We start from the raw sequence: 21,366 nt of genomic DNA on the forward strand, positions 1-21,366 counted from the left end.
TGCGATTCACTTTAAAACCTAAATCCTTGAGCCAAAACGTCAGTTTCCTGCAGCCATAAAATGGAGTATTAAAATACTGTTGGTCTAATAATTGCATTATTTTCAAGTTCTCTAAACCTTCCTGTTTTGCTTTATAATAAAGACCGCCACGATGAATTTCTAATAATCGACGTTGTTTGACAATGCTCAATTTATTTTGGGTATCGACCATTTTCACTCGCTCACGGATCGATACTAACCCAGACTTTTTTTTAAAAAGTCATTCTCCAAAGTCAGCTGACCTATTCGAGCATAGAGTTTCTCTGTTGGAATTTCATCTTTGGCAACGACCGTTTTTTCTGCAGAAAAAACCGCAGAAAGATTCCGTATGGCTTCGGACTTCCACATTGAAATTTGGTTGGGCAGCAACTCGTATTTTTTTGCTAATACCTCGATGGTATCTTTCTCTTTTAAGGCTTCCAAAACAACTTTGGCTTTGAAGTCTTTTCCGAAGGTTCTTCTTGTTCTTGACATATTAGTGCTAATTTAAGGTTTTTATTCCTATCTAAATTAGTCGGAATATATTGTCCGAATTTTGGGGGTCAGCATACAACAACTGTTGTGGTCTTGGGAATTTTTTGTGGTATTTTCATAGGTTCGTTTTTTTGGTTAATTTTAATATGTAAATTTATGTTTAACCAAAAAATCAGGAATGTCATAAAACGATATAAATTGCTGATAAACGATATTATGTTTTTGGCAAAAAGTTAACGTATTGTTTATCAGTAATTTAAAATAAGAGTTTTTGTTAATATTTTGATAAAATATTTTATAATTATTAATTTTCTTATAAAAATTTACGATTTTAACTTAAAATAAGTACATTCTTTTATCTTTTTAAGATTTAGATTTAATGTCATTTCGAGTGATTTTGGCGCGATACGTTGCCACAATGTAAAATTGTACCTTGCTATAATTGTTTTGTGAAGTGTTAATATTCCTCTAGATCTACATCGTCACTTTGATTGTTTTACTTGATAATGGTTGATAAAGAGTGCATGATGAAAAACAAAACCTATCTCGAAGTGTAAGCCAATTCTAGATGCAATTTTTATAGCGGGTAACATACAAGCTTATTTTACATTACCATCAAGGATGGCAATGCTACAGTAAAAGATATTAAAACCACCTTAAATAAAAAGGCATTATATAAAAGGTTGACTTTCTTGCTTCTGTAATTATTGAAAATTGTTTAGGGATATTACAATTAGAACTGTTGTATCTAAAAAATACACATCAGTAGAGTAGGTAATAAAGGAAATTATAAAAGAGGTACACTAGTATAATACTGACAGTAGCAAACTAGATTTAAACAAAATGAGCCCGATACACGATCGAGCTCATTATTATCAAGATAAATGATAAATTTTTAAAACTTTTGGATGCAGTCTACAGGTAAAACCAAACCTTTTTTTGTTTAAATCTATTTTATTACCAAGGGAACTTGCTTAATACGATAGCTATTTTTTTATAATTTTTAAATAATTGTATTTATTTTCTACTTTATCAAATACAATTACAAAATACAAACCTTCGGTATATTTTTCCATGTTTACTTGCAACAAGGTAGCACCAGTTTTTTCATATTTTGGAGTGATGTATTTACCGTTTAAATCATAAAAACTAAAACTGAAATCATCTGTGTTATTTCTTGTATCAATTGTGAATAATCCTTGAGTAGGATTTGGATAGGCGACAACCGTAGCGACTGACTTTGAAATAAAATTTTCTATTGCCAAAACTTGGTCTGATGCCAATGAATAGCAAGAATTTGTTACTTGGTAATTACTTCCCGCACAAGGGTTAGAAACCCGTTGGATATACAATTTTTTATTAATCAAAGTAAATTTTAATTTTCCGTTTACAGAAGATTCAGAGTATACATTTGGTGAATCATTATTCAAAACAGAAGATGAAGTAGTGGAACCAAAATGCCTGTAATTGATAACATGTATAGAATTATTTAGCAAATCGATACTCAAATAAACTGTTGCATTGGTGGTGTTGCAACTAGTGCCTATATTTAATTTAACGAAAACACCATTTTGCACTCTTGCAATCGATGCAAAATCTTTAATGAGATTTGTATTCGAATTTGTTATTGTAGCACCAGAAATAGTGTTGTTACAATTTGAAGGTTCAAGGGTATTATCAATTCCATTTTGATCGTCATCCATCACAGACCAACACGATGGGTTGAGTCTAAAACTGCCATTACCACAAGGATTATAAATTCTTTTAACGTAAAGTTTATTGTTACTAATAAAATAATTTACTTGTGCATTTGTAGTCAATGTGCTGGTTATAGAACTGGTTTCGTTTCCTGTACTATCTGAATTTGTTGAAGCAAAATGTTGGTATCCAAGTACATGTATTATATCTGAATCTAGGTTTACAATGGCTTTTAAATTATTGGTAGCGTTGTTGCAAGAAGTAAATGCATTTAGATTTACATAAAAAAGACCAGTGGTTGCACTTGCAAAATCTGTTACCAATATATCACTACTGTCTGTAACTGCTGTAGATTGCGGAATTTGATTATCACATTTTTGTAGTTCACTAGAATCTCCAGAATCTATACCAGTAGCACTATATGGTTTCCAGCATGATTCTTGTAAAGTAACGGTTTTGTCAGTCTGACCAATTGACGCACAATAATTGAAAATATGGTTTAGATATAATGTTTTGTTGATTAACGAAAAAGATACCTGCGCCCAACGATTACTAAAACTCGTTACATTATTGGTATTGTTTCCTGTAACTTGAATTGGCAAAACGCCATCTTCGAAATGACTGTAACGGATAACACTAATTTGATTGTTATCTAAATTGACTATGGCAGTCAAATTACTGGTATAATTTCCACAATTGGTAAAAAGATTCAGTTTTACAATAAATTTTCCGGTTGTTGCACCATTAAAATTGGTAACTAATCCTTGGCTTCCAACTGCTAAGCTTGGTGCTGCTGGAATATTATTTACACAGTTTACAGGATTTTCAAAATCGGAATTTAACACCAAACAACTTGCGGCATCATAATTTACAGTTATAAAATTTGTTACAGTTTTTGTATCTGATATTCCTGAACTGTTGGTTACTTTTAGCGTAGCATTTACAACTCCTGGAGATAAAAATTTTACAACAGGATCTTTTGAAGTTGCACTTGTACCACTTAAATAAATAGGTGTTTTAGAAAAAGACCATTCCCAAGTTGCACCAGTATAATTAAGAATACTATAATCGCTAAATTTTATTTCTTGGTTTACACAAATGTTTTTTACGTTGGTTGTTGGTTGTGCCACAGGATTACTTTTTTCGTAAAAAGGGATTGTTTGCACACCACCTTTAGCACTTGCAACAATTAATCTTTCTTTAAAATAAGATGCTTTTAAAAAAACTCTTTCTTTAGCTGTTCCACTCATTAAATTTGGTGAATAATCTATCCAATCTGGCATGGTGTTGTTTTTGTAAAAACATTTTGATATTTCATTTTGAACTCCCATGATGTACACACCACCATTCGAACCATATTGATGTTGTATTTGTCGAATATTAAATCCGTTTAAATTTGGTGTATTTAAATCAGTCCAAGTTTGTCCACCATTGGTGCTTTTAAATATCCTAGTATTGTTGGCAATGCTGCCGTGAGTAAGCCAAATTTCGTTGGCATTTGTTTGCGATACGTCTAGATAACACTCAACTCCTTCTGGTTTTAAATCTATGTTATTAAGTGTCATGTTGCATTGGGTCCAGTTTGCGCCACTATCACTGGTTTTCCAAAGTCCATCAGTATGGGTCATTACATACATTACTTTTGGGTCTTTTCTGGTTGTTTTTACATCCCAAACTAATGAGTTAAAACTTTTATAAACTTGATTAGTTACACCATTATCATAAGAGATAATCACATCGTTATTAAAACCTGAATAAATAATGTTACTATCTTGTGTGTTCGATGTGGTATCACTATTTCTTAGCCCACTAATATAAGAATTGTTTTTGAGCGTAAAAGGATGAGAATCTGTATAATTCAAACAATAATCTACATCTATTTGTTTAAACCGTTTCAAATTCAAATCTTCATAAAACATTGAATTTGGTCTACTGAAAATTGCTTTTCCCACGGGTGCTTCATTTGAATGGATATGTATTGATTTACCGTTGTTCCAATTGGGGTTAAAAATGTTATTACCGTTGTGTATTTTTCCACCACCCATTTGATCGGTATTAAACCCAATATCAAACCCGATATAATTTAATGAAAACATCCCTTTGGTCATGGTTTTATAGAGCGAAAGATTGGTGAAGTTATCTGGAGATTCTCCCACGCCACCATCAGTGGAAACCACAACTTTTTCTCCAATAAAAACCAAGTCTTGAATGTCGGCATGAATTTTACCGCTCAAAGGACCACCGTAACCACCAATTTTATTAAAAGTTAATCCACCGTCTGTAGATTTTAAGAAATCGGAAATACCAAAATAATAAATATTTGTATCTACTGGCGAAATACCAAAAACAAAAGCATAAAATCCTTGAGTAAATACCAAAGTTTCTTTTATCGATAAAAATGAAAAATTTTCGCCACCATTGGTACTTTTAATTATTTCTACAACGCCGTGACCTGTTGCACCTCTGGTTTGAAAACCGATTGAAACTAAATCTGGGTTTGCAGCAGAAACGGCCAACAAAAATCCTTCTTTACCAGTATTTAGCGTGTAATTGGTTGGTTTAATTGTCCAAGTTAATCCTGCATCGGTACTTTTATAAAAAACACCTTGATCATCAATAGCATAAGCAATTGTAGAACTGCCAGGTTTAAATTCTACATCCATAAAGTAACCTGCTTGTCTTTCATTAAACGTTTCGCCTGCATCAGACGAGACAAATAGCCCATTGTGAGTAGCTGCAATAATGGTAGTGCCGTCGTTTGACCATAATATTTCGTTACAACCTCTTTGAACTGGTTTTACAGTCCAAGTTGCACCACCGTCTGCACTGTAACGAAACGGATTACTGGCTAATATTATTTTATTAGGATCGGTTGGATGAAAGGCACTTGGCCCACCGTGTTCGTTAAGATAAGTCCAATTTGCTCCTCCATCTGTGGTTTTAAAATTAGAATTTGTTTCGTCACTTGCCAACCTAATATTCGGATTAGAGGGTGCAATATTTAAGTAATAAACATTTACCATTGCTTGCACTTGCTCGTCGTTAACTACAACTTCGGTTGTGCCAATTTGTTCCCAATTGTTGACTAAAACACTTTTGCCACTCTTTTTAGCGTTAATATTACTTTTATTTTTTTCAAATAACTCTGCGTTTTTAAAAATTTTTTTTTCTGTTGGCAATTCAATGAAACCTTCATCATTAATCCACTCACCAGGAACTTTCATAACGAAATTTAGTGCAAATCGCACAATTGGATTTTCCGAAAGACTTTCATTAAAATCACTTTCATCCTTTTCAACGGTTTCTTTACTAGTTTTTTCTCTTTTCTCTTTTTTTTCTTCAATTAACCATTCATGAAGTTCTTTTTTTAATTTTTTTACATTAATCTGGTCTGGATTTTCATAAAACTGATTTGCCCACCTTGGTGTTTCGCTTGTTTTTGATGGTAAATCAGAAAAGTTGATGTAATCCTTAATACTCATTTTGGTATCTTGAGCAAAACCATTGATTGTTAATAAAAACAAGAGCAACACATAAATTTTTGTTTTCATATTTTAGTTTTTTAATTGATTATCAAACTATTAATTCTCTATTTCCTGTCCGAAATAATTAGCTTTCCGTTTAGTATTTTATCTTCTGAAATTATTTTATACAAAAGCATTCCTTCTTTCAAATTGTAATTACTAAGAGGAATTGGAGTATTAAACTTTGTAAAAACCGTATCTATTAATTTACCATCAATACTAAATAAATTAAACTTAATATTGTCATTGTCATTTCCGTTTACAGTTACAAAACCAGTGCTTGTTACTGGATTTGGATAAACCAAGGGTGTTTCAAATTTAAAATCATCTGAAGATAATGCTGTACCATTTAGTTTTATATTATCAATATATAATGCTTGACCAAACTGATTAATATTTCTAAATTTGATTAAAACATCTGATGTACCAGCGTAAGAAGACAAATTAATAGTTTCTGTGCGCCATTGCGTTGCTGTTGGTAGAAATAAATCTTGAGTTGATGGTCCTGTTGCTAATTGTTGCCCTACTTTATTATATAAAGTTACAAAACTAGGGCTACAATCTTTTGAAGCAAGTACTTGAAGGCCATCTTGATAACCATCCGAATGAAAAGAATATGCAACATCAAAAGTGAGTATTGCATTTGCAGCGCTAATTGTAGACATATTGATTTTTGCAATCATGTCGGCAGTTGTGCCTGATGCGTTTATATTAAAGTTATCAAAAACCATACATTTTGAACTCTGTCCGAAACCACCAACTGCATCGTTATAAGACCAATTGTAAGTACTTGTACTTTGCTGATACCAATTTTGAGGTAATAAATTTACTTCAAAATCTTGATTTATCGTTGCACTAATTAAACTCGAACTGGTATTTACGGTTATTGTGTCTGTAGAAGAAACTCCACTAGCATTTGTTACTTTTAACGTTATTAGGTGATTTCCCGAAGAATTAAAAAACACTTGCGGATTGCGTTGTGTTGAAGTGCTGATGTTTCCATCTTGAAAAGTCCAGGCCCATGTTGCATTGGTATGATTTAACATAGAATAATCGTCGAAATTAAAAACACTATTACAAGATGTTGCAGCACTTAATTTATCGACCATTATTTTAGCAACTGGCCTTGTTGGTTGTTCATATAATTGACTTTCCCAAATGCCTTTTCCATAACTCGCCATTCTAATTTTGCCATCTCTGTAAAAAGGACGAAGACCGTGTGCATTAATAACTGTTGGTAAGTTTCCGTTAAAAACAGTCCAATTAGTCATGGCATTATTTTTATAATAGCACGTTATATTAGTTGCAACATACACACCACCATTTGTACCACCAATTGTGGTCATAGATTGAATAGTTTGTCCATTAAGTTCACTTGTAGTTTGGTTAACCCAAGTTGAACCTCCGTTAATGGATTTATAGACTAAATTGTTATTTCCACCCTCTGCATAAGCAAGCCAAATTATTTGATCATTTTCTGGATCTATGCTAATAAGAGTTCTATTATTGCCAATTCCTGGCATCGCAATTGTAGAATTTGTTACCCAATCATCAGTAGTTTTAGCAAGATAACAACTTTGTGGGTATGGAGGTCTTACCACCACATACATGGTATTAGTGTTTCGTCTGGAAATTTCAATTCCTAAAACCATTGTTCCTGCGGGTGCAGTGTATTTGACCGTGGCAGTTTCGCCTCCGTCTAAACTTTTAAAAACCTTGTTTTCATAGCCTTTATAGATATAATTAAAACAACTTGGATGAAATTCTATTTCAGATGATTCTGCATACCAAGGTGATTCGTTTACTGGCAAAAAATTACCTGGTGGCGCATCTAGAACAGCACCTGTAATTGTTTGTGGTAAAAATTTACTACCTAGAATAGTTGCGAAAACACGTGATTGATTGCTAGGACTAACATAACCTGATTGTGGTTCTCCGCCTGTTAAATTTAAAAATTCTCCACTTGGGAACCCCTCTGCAAAGGCATCTACACCATTATGAAAAGTACCACCAATTAAAATATCTCTGTTCCAACCTGAGCCAAACCCCCAAAAATCTACTGCTCTCACGCCGTCCATTTTAAACTCTGAATTTGTATCAAAAAAATCATTTGATTTAAAAATACCGCCATCTGTAGTTGCCCAATACTCATTACCAAAAGCTCTATAATCTTGCTGATCTACATGTAAAATTGGTAAGCTGGAACATCCATAATTATACTTACAGGTAAAAGACTGCCCAGCATTAGTACTGCGATGCATACCAATTCCGCCTACTAAAATTTCGTTAGCATTGGTATTTGATGCCATAATGGCCAAATTCATTGTTCCTTCTCCAAAGTCAAAACTAAAGCCTCCTAAAATATCATTAGTCATTAAATTAGGATGGTTTACATTATACGGTCCGCCGTCATATCCCATAGTATTTGCCCAATTTGATCCACTATCGTTACTTTTGTAAACACCAATAAAATTTTGGTCACCTTGTTTAGAGTTACCTGCTAAAATAACGTACACTCGGTTGCTGTCTGCTGCAGAAACTGCAATTCTTGCGCCTCCTACTGTTCTACTAGGATCTGTAGATGTGTACCAACCAGTTGTTTGCGCTGTCCAAGTTAAACCGAGGTCTGTAGAAACAAGAAACTGATGTGTTTTTGTTGTTGTATTATTTATTACAGAATATAATGTATTTGGATTATTGGGTTTGGCCTTAATATCATAACACTCCTTGTTTAGTACTTGGTTCCAATTTGCACCACTATTTGTTGTTCTATAAATACCTTCTTTTCCAGCTAATAAAATTATATTTGGGTTTGCTGCATTAATATGTATTTCTGCAGGATTTATTATATAGCCACTATTTCTAATAGTACTGGTAAAAACTACAGCCCAATTATTGCCACCGTCTGTAGTTTTAAAAACTTGATTACCTGAACCAATATAAACGATATTTGGATCTGTGGGATGCACTGAGACAACAAAAACGCCTGCGTTCGCAACAACAGTATCTACTGCATCAGCAGTAACTAGAGTTTTTGAAACATTCACCCAAGTATTAGCGCCGTCGGTACTTTTATAAACTTCTCCAGGTTCTGTGCCACAATACATTATATTTGGTGTTCCTTCACAACGACCAATCGAGAGAATGTTTGCTTGAGAGCCACCTGGCGCAACGCCGCCAGTTTTAGGATTTTTAAATGGTCCCAACGCTGTCCAATTGCCACTCGCTACTCTGTTTAATTGTGTATCTTTTCTTAGTTTATCTACGGCTAATGCAAATTTAGCTTTTTTTGAAAAATCAATTTGACCGTCATTATTCAAATACGAATCAACCGATCTGCGCCAATGCTTGTAATATTGTGTATAATTTGATTTTTTATAAGCTCTAGATTGAAAATATTTTAAATATAATTGATCAACCTCATTTACATTTGGTTTTTCTGAAAACATTAATTTTGCCCAGTCTGGCGCGTTTTTGTATAATTCACTGTTTTTATCAACTCCCGTAGATTGTCCGTAACCTACTGAAAAACATATGATTAATATAAATAATTTAATTTTTTTCATAATTTACATTTTTGTTTATAACTTGGTATGATTTTTTTATGTTTTAACTCTCAATCAATGGTAATTCAGCTATTTCTTGTAATCATATTTTTTAGCATAATAGTATCCATTTAAAAATATTAGTTACAAAACAGTTTAAATATTATTTTGGTTTTCGTAGTGTTATTTTTTAATTATTTTCAAATAGTTGTATTTATCATCTGTTTTATTATACACTATCACAAAATACAAACCTTCAGCATATTGTTCCATATTTACTTGCAACAAGTTATCAGTTGTTTGTTCAAATTTTGATGTGATAAACTTACCATCGATGTTGTACATACTTAAACTATATTCAGAATCATTCGATTTAGTATCAATCGTGAACGAATTGGTTGTAGGATTTGGGAAAGCAACAATGGTGGCAGCAGAATTTGAAACAAAATTTTCTATTGCCAAAACTTGATCTGCACCTAATGAATAGCAAGACTCTGTAATTTGATAACTGCTTCCAGCACAAGGGTTAGAAACCCGTTGGATATACAATTTTTTATTAATCAAAGTAAATTTTAATTTTCCGTTTACAGAAGATTCAGAATATACATTTGGTGAATCATTATTCAAAACAGAAGATGAAGTAGTGGAACCAAAATGCCTGTAATTGATAACATGTATATAATTATTTAGTAAATCAATACTCAAATAAACTGTTGCATTGGTGGTGTTGCAACTAGTGCCTATATTTAATTTAACGAAAACACCATTTTGTACTCTTGCAATCGATGCAAAATCTTGAATGAGATTTGTATTCGAATCCGTTATTGTAGTGCCAGAAATGGTGTTGTTACAATTTGAAGGTTGAAGCGTATTATCAATTCCATTTTGATCGTCATCCATAGCAGACCAACACGATGGGTTGAGTCTAAAATTTCCGTTACCGCAAGGATTATAAATTCTTTTAACGTAAAGTTTATTGTTACTAATGAAATAATTCACTTGTGCATTTGCAGTCAATGTGCTGGTTATAGAACTGGTTTCGTTTCCTGTAACATCTGAATTTGTTGAAGCAAAATGTTGGTATCCAAGCACATGTATTATATCTGAATCTAGGTTTACAATGGCTTTTAAATTATTACTTGTGTTATTACAAGAAGTAAAAGCGTTTAGATTCACATAAAAAAGTCCGCTTGTTGCATTTGCAAAATCGGTTACCAATATATCGCTACTGTCTGTAACTAATGCTGATTGTGGAATTGGATTGTTGCATTTTTGTAATTCTGATAAATCGCCATTATCTATACCAGTACTAGCATAGGGCTTCCAGCAGGAGGATTGTAAAGTAACAGTTCTGCCAGTCTGACCTGTGGATGCACAATAATTACTAACGTGATTTAAATACAACGAATTGTTACTTAAAGAAAAAGAGATTCCTGCCCAGCGCACGCTTGCACTGAAAACCGTACTAGTATTGTTTCCAGTAACCGATACTGGCAACACGCCATCATCAAAATGGCTATAACGTATCACACTAATTTGATCGGTATCTAAATCAATTATTGCATTTAAACTGCCTGTAAAACTTTGACAATTCGTCAAAAGATTCAGTTTTACTAAAAACTTTCCGGTTGTAGCACCATTAAAGGTAGTTACCAATCCTTGACCTCCAACTGGAATGCTTGGCGCACTAGGAATATTATTTACACAATTTACTTCGTAATCATAATCCGAATTCAAACGTATGCAACTTGCCGAATCATAATTGACATTAACAAAATTTGTAACTGTTTTTGTATCTGATTTTCCTAAACTGTTGGTTACTTTAAGAGTAGCATTTACAGAACCAGGAGATAAAAATTTTACGATAGGATCTCTTGAACCTGCACTTGTACCATTTAAATATATTGGTGTTTTAGAGAACGACCATTCCCATGTGGCGCCTGCATAATCAAGAATACTATAATCGCTGAATTTTATTTCTTGATTAATACAAACGTCTTTTATGTTAGTGGTTGGTTGTGCCACTGGATTGCTTTTTTCGTAAAAAGGAATTTCCTGAACGCCAATTGTTCCAGCAACTCTTAATTTTTCTTTGTAGTAAGTTGCTTTTAAAAAAACATTTCGAGAGGTAGCAGTGTGTTTCACTAAATTCGTAGAGTAATCAACCCAATCGGTCATGGTGTTATTTCTGTAATAACATTTTGAAGTTCCATAGGCTTGTCCCATTAAATAGATTCCACCGTTCGAGCCGTACTGGTGCACTATTTGCTTAGATTGAAAATTAGTTAATATCGGTGTGTTTAAATCTGTCCAATTTTGTCCACCATCGATACTTTTAAATACTCGGTTAGTTGTATATTCTTTATTGTAGGTTAACCAAATTTCATTTGAATTTGTCTGCGATACATCAATAAAACAATTAATTCCGTTTGACGTTAAATTTGTATTATTAAGTGTCATGTTGCACAAAGTCCAGCTAAGACCGCCATCATTAGTTTTCCAAAGACCCGTACTTTGTGTCATAACATAAATCACTTTAGCATCTTTACGAGTGGTTTTTATATCCCAAACTAGTGATCCGAAATTTTTTAAAACTTGCCCAGTAATGCCGTTATCATAAGAAATTACAACATTATTTCCTGTGGCTGCATAGATAATATTGCTAAAATCAGTATTCGAAGTGGTATCGCTATTGCGTTCTCCAAAATAATAAAGATTGTTTTCTAATGTAAACGGAAAAGTAATAGTGTGATTTGGGTTGTAACTAATATCTATCTGTTTAAAATTCTTTCCTACACCAGAAAAAAACATGGAATTGGGTCTGCTAAAAATGGCTTTTCCATCTGCTTCTTCTGCACCACCAAGGTGTATTGCTTTTCCATTATTCCAATCTGGATTGTACATAGAATTGCCATTATGAAATTTTCCGCCACCCATTTGGTCAGTATTAAAACCTAAATCAAATCCCCAATAATCAAGAGCCTCAAGACCTCGACAAGTACTTTTCCAGTTAGCAAGACTTGTAAAACCATCCGTAGATTCACTCACGCCACCATCGGTTGATAAGACAACAGTATTTCCAAAAAGCACCATATCTTGCATGTCAGGATGGATTCCGAAAGGTGGATTGTAACCACCAATTGCATTAAATGTTAAACCACCATCAGTTGATTTATAAAAGGAGCAAATACCCAAAAAATAGGTGTTTACATCGGTAGGGGAAATACCAAAAACAAAATCGTAAAAACCTTGCGAACGCCAAATACTGGAGTTTGAAAGTAGTGCAAAATTTTCACCACTGTTGGTACTTTTAATTATTTCTACTGCATTACCACTTTCAAAAGTAGTACCAGTTAAAGAAGCAATACACACTAATTCTGGATTAGCATCCGAGACAGCAATTAAAAAACCATTTTTGGTAATATTAGAATTGTAGTTTGTTGGTTTTACCACCCATGTTAGTCCAGCATCTATACTTTTATAGAATACGCCTTCATTGTTGACTGCATAAGCAATAGTTGAACTACCAGGCTTAAATTCTACATCCATAAAACTGCCCGTTTGCCTTTTGCTGAAAGTTGCTCCAGCATCTGAAGAAACATATACACCATCGTTTGTGGCTGCAAGAATGGTTGAACCATTATTAGACCATATAATTTCGTTACATTCTGCAGTAACTGGTTTTACTGTCCAAGTTGTGCCACCGTCTGCACTTAATCTGAATGGGTTACTTCCTAAAACAATTTTATTCACATCTGTTGGATGAAATGCGCTAGGACCAGTGTTTTCTGCAATAGTAGACCAATTTGCGCCGCCATCTGTTGTTTTGTAAAGTACGCCTGTTTCGCCACTGGCCAATCTAATATTGGTTGCCGATGGTGCCACACTTATATAATAGATATTGGTACTACTAACAATTTGCACACCATTTTGCACTATTTCTTTAGACCCAATTTGTGACCAATTATTAACTGAGACATTTTTATTAACGCTCTTATTATAGCTAGTTCTATTTTTTTCTTGATTTTCAGCCTCTTTCAAAAAGGCATTTTTAGTGGGCATAACAATAAATCCTTCTTCATTGATCCAACTTTGTGGCACTTTATTTATAAAATTTATTGCAAATCGAACAATTGGATTTTCGCTAATGTTTTCTTGTAGTTCGTTTTCTGGTTCATTTTCGTTTTCATTTTTAACTTTATCTTTTCTTTCTTTTTTTTCAGCAATAACCCAATTATTAATATCTGTTTTTAATTTATTGACATTAACTTGTTCTAGATTTTCATAAAATTGATTAGCCCAACTAGGCGTTTCGTTTGTTTTTGATGGCAAATCAGAAAAGTTGATATAGTCTTTAATACTCATTTTGGTTTCTTGAGAAAAACCCAATTGAAATAATAGTAAAGCGATGATTAGTTTTAATTTCATAATAGTTTAATTTGGGGTTAATTTACTTTTTAATGATTTTTAAATACTTGTATTTATTTTCTACTGTATCAAATACGATTACAAAATACAAACCTTCGGTATATTTTTACATGTTTACTTGCAACAAGTTAGCACCAGTTTTTTTATGTTTTATCGATGAAAATTTTTTAATTCTAACATTAAAATTCGTTTTTCCCCCATCACTTAAATTATTATTTTGCAGTAATGTTAATCCTGGTCTGAGAAAATTTTCTATTGTTAAAATTGCAAAATCTTGATCAATCGCTAACTGATTTATTAAATCATCTTTTTCAAAAAAGGTCATTATCTTAGGAGACAACCCATTTGCATACACTTGTCCACTTGGGTACAAAGTTGCAAAGAGCATCAGTAGGGTTAAAAACGCCCCTTTTATTCTATTTTTCATACTATTTATTATTAAATTATATTTATTAATTTGTCTGCTACTCGGTTTGCCAGTTGTTGCATTACAGACACTGCAATAACTGTAGTGGTCTTGGGAATTTTTGTGGTATTTTCATAAGTTAGTTTTTTTTGGTTAATTTCAAGCGAAAATACAACCCTTAAAAAATATGCACTTGCTTAAAAACGATGCAAATTCCTGTAAAACGACTTTTTGTTTAAAAAAATGTTAAATTTTTTTCCACAGATTAATGGGATTTTGTTTTTGGCTTAAAAAAAACTTTGCTTGCGGATTTAGATTTTTGGGTTTAAAAGATATTTATTGGTCCCAAAAATAGTTAAAACTATGCACTTTAGTGCATTTCGCTTTTAGCTTCTAAAAATGTACATTTGAAATATGGATTTTCAAAGAACAAATGGACATACAGTATCAAGATTGACAGTTCATATAGTTTGGGCTACAAAGTATAGGTGTGCAGTTTTGCAAGGGGATATTAAATTGCGATGTAGAACTATTTTGATACAAATATTTGAAGCGGAGGGAGTTCAGATATTAAAGGGAGTAGTGTCAAAAAATCATGTGCATATGCACATTGAATATTGTCCTTCCCAAGATGTAAGCACTTTGGTTAAATTAATGAAGGGTCGTTCTTCAAGAAAACTACAAATTGAATTCCCAGACCTTAAAAAAAGATATTGGGGTCGTCATTTTTGGGCAATAGGTTTTGGATGTTGGAGTACGGGTAATATCACAGATGAAATGGTAAATCAATATTTGGAACATCACAGAAACCCGAATGAAAACAATATTGATAACTTCATAATTGAGGACTAGCAACGTGCAGACTTTAAGTCTGACAACCAAATCTATGGACTTTCAGTCCATAGTGGTTTAGTTTATGATTTAACCCTGTCAGAGTATAAAACCCTGTCAGGATTATTAAACTACGAACCTCGATAAAGTCGAGTTCTCAAGTTTAAGAATACAAAAAAGCCGTTCAAGATTTTTTAAACGACTTTTTTGGTCTAGAATTTATCAAAAAATAATAAACTTAAAAAAATGATTGTATTATTCGACGATTAACTTTTTAGAAATTTCAAATTCCGATGTACTTATTTTTATCATATACTTTCCGGATGAAATATTTGAAATTTGAATTGTTTGCACATATTTATTAGAACTGAAAACCTCTTGGCCAAGTACATTATAAATTGAAATTTTCTTAATCTCGTTTCGAATTGTTTCATCAATATCTAAATGAATTTCATTTTTTGTAGGATTTGGATATAAAATTATTTTACTTTCATTCAATAAAGTTTGATTTACTGACAAATTACTTACTGTTTTTCTTACAATTACTTCATTGTCTAGAACCACATTTTTACTCCAAATAAACTGAGCATCGTTTGAAGCATCGTCAAAAATATTTATAAAATTAGTATAAGATGGTTTGTTATCTACTCCAATAACTGTGTTAGCATAAGTCGTTGCGCTTGGCCAAGTCGAATCGTCGAAACTAGCTGTAGTCCAGTTTGCTTATCGAGCCCATTGCAAACCATAATAGGCGGTACCTGAATTACTATCGGAAGTACTACAAGTTGTAGACAAACGTGAAGTTCCAGATTCACTAGCACAAGCTAAGTTCATAATTGGTGCTGTATAAAAAGTTTGTGCTTTCCAACTTGTATCAGTTTTTGCAATAATTGTGTTACTAGCATCTTTAAAAACGGCTACCATACCGCCATCACCCGCATGATAAGAAAAACCACCATTTGTTTCTGCTCCCACACCCAATCGTTCTTCCCAATCGACTAAAAGCATTGCAATTGTAAATGGTTTATTTACTTTGAAACGTACAATACTCGAGTTAAATTCGGTAAAAGGAACTTTGTCTTTACCAACTGGAATGACGTTGATGTACATTTCGAAATAATTATCTGCAAAAATATAAGCCGTAATCACCTCTCCAGATGCATCAATTGTTACAATATCAGATCCGTTTAATGCTGATACCGCAGCCGTTGATGTTGCATAAGTGTTGCCATTGCATCCATTATTCAAATCTGATGCAAACGGGAAACTAGCATTTGCAAAATTGGTAACTGCAGGAACCGTCCAAGTTGTATTGTCTGTTGCGGTGATGGTTCCCACAGCCGCGACTCTACTTCCTAACGAACATGTGCTATACAAGTTTGCTGTGGTTATGGTTGTCGCCAAACGTTGTGTAGCAGATCCTGTTCCTGTATATTGTGCAAAACTATAAGTCGTAAACAATAAAAATAGTACTATTTTTATCATGTTATTTTACTAGTATTTTTTTAGTTACAACCGAATTAGTAAACTGAATTTTTACTAAATAAGTTCCTTTAGATAATTTACTAATATCTATATCTGATTTAAAATCAGTAGTTTTTGAAACTATACGTCCATTTATATCATAAATTGAAATGTTTTGAATATCACTCTCAGACGAACTAATTCCTAAATTTATTTTTAAAATATCTGTTGTAGGATTTGGATAAAGTGTAATACTTTTTTCTATTGCAATAAAATTTTCTGTTGATAAGTTTGGAACTGTACACAATGCAGATCCTGTATAATTTGTAGTAGTTGTTCCTGTAGGAGTTACATAATTAAACGTATAAACCCCTGCAGCAGTTGCTGTGTAGTTGGTTGCATATCCTGATGTTCCGTTTAAAGTATAAGCCGTATTATAACCGTTACTAGCATTGGCTACACAAGCCGTAATTAAAGCACCATTAAGCGGACCATACGGTCCTGGTCTTGGAGAAACACCTTGGGGCTGTGGAATAATTTGATAATTGGCATCTTGTGTAACAACTCCCACCATATTACCTACCATATATGGTGCAGTTGCAGTCCCATGATAATGATAAACACCACTCAAATAATGTCCGTGATTGGCATCTAAAGTCGCCATGGCAGCTCCAGTTGGTTCTAAAGGCCCATAAACTGCATAACCATCAAGTGCAAAAGCAATGGGTAAAGTAGCTGTTGTTTGCCCAAGAGTAATTAAATGCAAAGGAGCTGTATGGTAATGATAATCGTCGCCACGCCCACAATGTCCCCCATAATTATCGAGTTGTCCATCAAGAAAAGCATCTACTCCTGTATTTGTATACGGATTAAAAATAGGGACTCCATTAGCCGCTATTGCTAAAGCGCCTTTTATAAAATTTATAGAATTAACAGGTACCGGAGTAGCTGCATCAACTGGATTTAATGGAATAGTCCAATGACTGGTGTTGATAAAACATTTAGCCATAGGAACTTGTTGTTGCCAACCTCGACTAGAAATACCAACCATCATGGTGTGTGCACCAATTCCTGTTGAATTTACATAGAAATAACTGGCATCGTAAGTAGTGCTTACTGTCGATGCAAATGGTGCAAAAGCAGTTTGTACAAAAGCAGGATCAGTTGTGGAAAGAATTTTTTTACCAAAGCTAAATAAAGTAACAAGAACTCCTGAAAATAATATTGGAACAATATATTTAAGTTTTTTTCTATCTGTATATTTAAATACTAAAGAGGTTAAAACCAGTAAAAATAAAGCAATAAAGCCAAATTTATAATTAACCGAAGATTGATTTTCGATTACATTTTGGGGGATTATATTTTTGTTTAATGCTTTAACTGAAGCTTCTTTTTTATTTGCAAATTCTTGATCTGATTTAGAAAATGAATCGATAGGAAAATGAGTAAGATTATTGTGAGCATCTTCAATATAAACATTTCCGTTTTTCATCATAGCGAAAGAACCATCGATATATTTATTTTGTTTTTCTATAAACCAGTGTCGTAAAACTTGATTTTCGTAATTAATAGTATGAGCAAAAATAATATTGCTAAATAAAAACAGTGTTAATAATAGTAATTGTTTTTTCATAATGTAGGTTTTTAGTATTAGTTAATAGTTTAATCCATTATTGCAACTTCGCCACGATAAAATATTTTGCAACCGACTGCTTTTGTGAACGGATTTGATAGTTGCTTTTTTTGCAATAATTCATCAACGGCTTTTTCAAGATAGTTGTTTGCTTTGTTAGGTTCTAGTGCGCTGTTATCTATCGATCCTTCATATTTTACTATCCATTGTCCCAAATAATTTTTAATAATAACAAAAGATTGTGGTGTACAAGAAGCACCAAATTGTTTGGCTACCTTTTGTGATTTATCCTGTAAATAAGGAAAGTTCAATTTTTCTTTATTTACTTTTTTCTGCATCAATGCAAAATTTTCTTCTTTATAGGCCACGGTATCCATAGAATTGATTGCTAAAAGATAAATTCCTTTAAATTTAAATTTAATATTCAAATTATTAAGCCGTTCTGAATATAATTTTGCCATTGGACATTTATTACAAGTAAAAACAATAATAAATCCCTTTGCATTTTTATAACTTAGCAAAGAAATTTTTTGATTATTAGTAGCTTTTAAGGTAAAATTTTTAATTATTTTTTCTGTGGGAACAGGTGAATTTACTGTAAAGCTAGAAATAAATACTGCTAAAAATGAAAGAATTAAGCATGTTTTTACTGTTTTCATAATTTATTTTTTTATAAATTTTTTATTTGTAATGCTTTTTGTTTTATTATCAGTAAGTTTTAAAATATAAGTTCCTGCTGCTAATGATGAAATATCAATACCATTTTGCCATTCTGGTTTGGGTAACATCATAGCAACTCGGCCTTCTAGTGTTATAATTTTTATATAATAAATTTCATTTTCTGTGTTCTCTAATTTTATATATAATTTTTCGGTTGCTGGATTTGGATATAAGCTAAAGGCAACTTTCGTTACATTTTCATTTGTACTAAGTGTATTACTTACTATAAACTGCCCCATCATTCCTTCGTCTTCGTGAGTTAATGCATGACAATGATACATGTATGGCCAAGTCGAATCTGAAAAATCATCAAATTTGGCAACAAAAGTTGCCGATCCTCCAATAGGCAACCAAACAGAATCTTTCCAACCTTGTTCATAAGTACGTAAAGTTGTTCCCATATTTCCGCCCGAACGAGAAATAATTTTAAAAAAAAACATCGTGTAAATGAAAAGTATGACCAAAAATATTGTTGTTTACAATTGTCCATTGTTCTACAGCATTTAGATTAACAGTTTTTGGTGTCATTGTTGTGCTATAAAGTAAACCGTCTAAAGTAAATGCTGATCCACCATTTCCGCCTCCAATAGTAATTGTTCTTGTGCTTGTTACATTTGCTGCCGTCCAGTATGTATTGTTTACTAGCGTTGCTGGAATTGCAGTTATTGGTGTAATTGCGGTTGTTGTAGCCGCTATTTTAATGTTTAAAAGATTGTAAGAGGTGTTGTTTAACAGTCCTCCGTTCAGCGGACCATTACCTCCAGTTGGTGTGGATGGGTTTCCTTCTAATACTGGCCAACCAAAACTATTTTGTCCGGGAGTTAATGCCGTTATTTCGGCTGATGTATTATAAGCTTTTAAAAATAAAGTTTCGGCACCAACGGCATCATCACCTAAATTTACCATAATCTCGTAACGCTCAACTGTTTGAATTACCATTCTAGTTACTGCAATTGGAGCGTTTAGTAATCCGCCATCATTGCCTATGACATAAAAAGTTCTATTATCACTAAAACCAATATTTAGTCCGCGTTGTACTTCCGCATTCAAGATTCTAAAACGAACCCATTGTTTTGGCAAAGTTGCCTGTGGGTTTAATGTTCCGTTAATCATTGAATAATCACCATAATTGTCAATTAATTGAAAAGCCATTTGGTTCGTTGTTGCCAAAAATCGACGGCTAGAAATAGCTAACGGAATATCATCTACACCATACGTTCGAGGAATTGCGAGTGCTGCTTCTGCTGCGTCTTTTACAATTATAAAACCTCCAACACCTTTAGTTAGTTGTTCTTGTGTAGTTTCGTGCAAATGTGGATAATACAATAAAGTTGCTGCTTGGTTTTTGATTGTCCAATACGGTTGCCAAAGTGTTCCCGCCGGAATTACTTGATGTGGTCCGCCATCCATAATGGCGGGTAAATGCATGCCATGCCAGTGAAGTGTGGTAGATTCGTTCAGATTATTAGTAACATCCATATGGACAACGTCGTCTTTAGTGACAATCAATGTTGGTCCCCAAAAATTATTTGTTGTTGCTAATCCTGTATTTATAGAACCAGTTACTGTTGCCTGTCCTATTCGATATTGCTTTACATTATCATCTATATTTAGGGTAAATGTTTTTCCGTTTGTACCCGAAACACCATAATAAGCTTCTGGTATATTAAGGGCATTGTATTGACAGAAGACGCTATTTACGGATAATAGCAGCGTTAGAATGATTAGTTTTAGTGTTTTTTTCATTTTGTAGATTTTTGTTTTTGGTTGTTTTTTATCTTTTTTTATGTTGGTTATCAGGTCTAAAATAATCTCGAATTTCTTTGACTAAATCTTCAAATTTTGCGAGTTGTTCTGGTTTACAAACCGCTTTTAGTTCCTTTACTTGATCGTATCGCAGCATTTCCATTTTATATTCGTTATCTGAAATTCTTATGGCAAACATTTCTATTTTAGCTTCGTCTGTTTTTATATTAAACATTTCTGTATTCATTGCATCTTTATCATCTCGAATAATTTTTTTTAAAATTGCTTGTTTTTCGAAATTTCGTTTTCTTATCTCATCAAATTGAGCAACTTGCTGTTCCGATAGACCCAATTCATCTTTTAAAATTCCTGAAACATCTTTATAAGCTTCGTTTTTAGGAAACAATCGTGGTTCGTGATGCGGACGAATTTCTTTCAAAACAAAAAAACCAATTGAAACTACATTCAAAACAACAAGAACAACCACTGTTCTGATTAATAATTTGTGTTGCGTGAAAATATCCATTCCTAATTATTTGAATTAGTCAATAACTCATTCGAAATTATAACTAGACTCGAAGACCTATTTACTGCAACGGTACCCGAATCATTTGCGATTATACCCCAAACAACGCCTATATTTACACATACTAAGATAATCACCAATACATTTATTTTTAACATAGTAATTGATTTCGATAATCCAGCGGAATATAATTTGTTTTGAAAAACTAAATCCCAGTTCTCAGATGGCGTAATACTTTCTATAGATTCGAATTCTCTTAAAATTATATTGATATCTTGTGTTTTCATATTTAGATATTTTTATTTAGACGTTTATTAAATTTATTTCTGGCA

At 32.9% G+C, this 21,366-nt stretch carries 14 protein-coding genes and 1 pseudogene; 1 reads left to right on the forward strand and 14 read right to left on the reverse strand.

Annotation, left to right across the window (positions count from 1 at the left end; translation table 11 throughout):
- The 6 genes and pseudogenes from ACNQGO_RS06395 to ACNQGO_RS06420 form a co-directional block, all read right to left on the reverse strand.
- A pseudogene (locus tag ACNQGO_RS06395) lies at positions 1-211 on the reverse strand (IS3 family transposase); the annotation flags it as partial.
- Between the two features lie 23 nt (positions 212-234).
- Positions 235-513, reverse strand: coding sequence for a transposase (locus ACNQGO_RS06400; protein WP_417943658.1), 279 nt, complete (start codon positions 511-513; stop codon positions 235-237).
- A 986-nt stretch (positions 514-1,499) separates the two neighbouring features.
- Positions 1,500-5,762 (reverse strand): T9SS type A sorting domain-containing protein, encoded by a 4,263-nt coding sequence (locus ACNQGO_RS06405; protein WP_417984723.1) that lies wholly within the window; start codon positions 5,760-5,762, stop codon positions 1,500-1,502.
- A 38-nt stretch (positions 5,763-5,800) separates the two neighbouring features.
- Positions 5,801-9,301, reverse strand: a complete 3,501-nt coding sequence (locus ACNQGO_RS06410) for a PKD domain-containing protein (protein ID WP_417984724.1) — start codon at positions 9,299-9,301, stop codon at positions 5,801-5,803.
- Between the two features lie 162 nt (positions 9,302-9,463).
- Entirely contained in the window at positions 9,464-13,708 is a 4,245-nt protein-coding gene (locus ACNQGO_RS06415) for a T9SS type A sorting domain-containing protein (protein WP_417984725.1), read from the reverse strand.
- Positions 13,709-13,814: 106 nt separating this feature from the next.
- Positions 13,815-14,135 carry a hypothetical protein gene (locus ACNQGO_RS06420; RefSeq protein WP_417984726.1) on the reverse strand — a complete coding sequence of 107 codons (321 nt, stop codon included), beginning with the start codon at positions 14,133-14,135 and terminating at the stop codon, positions 13,815-13,817.
- Between the two features lie 393 nt (positions 14,136-14,528).
- Between ACNQGO_RS06420 and tnpA the strand changes: the two genes are divergently transcribed.
- A complete protein-coding gene (tnpA, locus tag ACNQGO_RS06425) occupies positions 14,529-14,966 on the forward strand; it encodes an IS200/IS605 family transposase (RefSeq protein ID WP_417947645.1) in 438 nt (145 codons plus the stop codon).
- A 234-nt stretch (positions 14,967-15,200) separates the two neighbouring features.
- Here the strand turns inward: tnpA and ACNQGO_RS06430 are convergent, their stop codons facing one another.
- The 8 genes from ACNQGO_RS06430 to ACNQGO_RS06465 form a co-directional block, all read right to left on the reverse strand.
- Positions 15,201-15,509: a T9SS type A sorting domain-containing protein gene (locus ACNQGO_RS06430; RefSeq protein ID WP_417947647.1), complete on the reverse strand. Its 309-nt coding sequence runs from the start codon at positions 15,507-15,509 to the stop codon at positions 15,201-15,203.
- A gap of 159 nt (positions 15,510-15,668) precedes the next feature.
- Positions 15,669-16,430 (reverse strand): hypothetical protein, encoded by a 762-nt coding sequence (locus ACNQGO_RS06435; RefSeq protein WP_417947649.1) that lies wholly within the window; start codon positions 16,428-16,430, stop codon positions 15,669-15,671.
- A 1-nt stretch (position 16,431) separates the two neighbouring features.
- A complete protein-coding gene (locus ACNQGO_RS06440) occupies positions 16,432-18,042 on the reverse strand; it encodes a T9SS type A sorting domain-containing protein (RefSeq protein WP_417984727.1) in 1,611 nt (536 codons plus the stop codon).
- Positions 18,043-18,071: 29 nt separating this feature from the next.
- On the reverse strand, positions 18,072-18,701 hold the full coding sequence (locus tag ACNQGO_RS06445; protein WP_417984728.1) for a thioredoxin family protein: 630 nt from the start codon (positions 18,699-18,701) through the stop codon (positions 18,072-18,074).
- 3 nt (positions 18,702-18,704) lie between these two features.
- A complete protein-coding gene (locus ACNQGO_RS06450; protein WP_417947844.1) occupies positions 18,705-19,202 on the reverse strand; it encodes a T9SS type A sorting domain-containing protein in 498 nt (165 codons plus the stop codon).
- The gene (locus ACNQGO_RS06455; protein WP_417947845.1) at positions 19,189-20,508 is read right to left on the reverse strand and encodes a multicopper oxidase family protein; all 1,320 of its coding nucleotides are present in this window, start codon (positions 20,506-20,508) and stop codon (positions 19,189-19,191) included. Before ACNQGO_RS06455 ends, ACNQGO_RS06450 begins: the two co-directional genes overlap by 14 nt.
- 28 nt (positions 20,509-20,536) lie before the next feature.
- On the reverse strand, positions 20,537-21,034 hold the full coding sequence (locus tag ACNQGO_RS06460) for a Spy/CpxP family protein refolding chaperone (RefSeq protein WP_417984729.1): 498 nt from the start codon (positions 21,032-21,034) through the stop codon (positions 20,537-20,539).
- Positions 21,035-21,036: 2 nt separating this feature from the next.
- Entirely contained in the window at positions 21,037-21,321 is a 285-nt protein-coding gene (locus tag ACNQGO_RS06465; protein WP_417948182.1) for a hypothetical protein, read from the reverse strand.
- Between the last annotated feature and the right edge of the window lie 45 nt (positions 21,322-21,366).

The sequence above is a fragment of the Flavobacterium frigidum genome (assembly GCF_048286735.1).
Classification (GTDB): Bacteria; Bacteroidota; Bacteroidia; order Flavobacteriales; family Flavobacteriaceae; genus Flavobacterium.